1 protein-coding gene is annotated in these 474 nt (G+C 47.3%); it reads left to right on the top strand.

The window, feature by feature from the left end; genetic code table 11:
• On the top strand, nucleotides 1-292 hold a 292-nt coding region (locus tag VT06_RS18335), incomplete at its 5' end, for a hypothetical protein (RefSeq protein ID WP_046555580.1).
• Between the last annotated feature and the right edge of the window lie 182 nt (nucleotides 293-474).

Below are 474 nucleotides of genomic sequence, written 5' to 3'. Positions count from 1 at the left end.
GCAAGCGATCGATACCTATGAAGGTGAGGGTTACACCATATCGGCATTAGGATCAGGCAGCGCAGATAACAGCCAAATTTTCGTGGTAATGAGCTGCGATTATCGGGGCGTATATAAGCGCGTAATTCACTTGGATCGTTTTGTGGGTGCTGATAACGTGGAGTTCCGCCGAGATGGGCAAATACTGTTTGGCCATTACAGCCTAGAAGGCCGTGAATTACGCTATCAAGAATATGATTTAGAGGCGCTGTACCAACAGTGTTTAACGGGTGATTCGCCGCGGCCGTTCTAATGCCATCAGGTATAGGCTGATTACGATACGAAAAATGCCGCACTTAACAGTGCGGCATTTTGTTATTTGTTGCAGGAAGGCGCCAATTAATACTGGTAATGATCTTCCCAACCCCAAGGAGCTTGTGGCGCCTCTACTGGGTTACTTAAATCAACATCTACGTGGAATTCGCGGTTTTCACG

It is taken from the genome of Arsukibacterium sp. MJ3 (assembly GCF_000987765.1).
In the GTDB taxonomy this organism is placed as follows: domain Bacteria; phylum Pseudomonadota; class Gammaproteobacteria; order Enterobacterales; family Alteromonadaceae; genus Alishewanella.
This window is presented reverse-complemented; position numbering and strand designations above follow the sequence as displayed.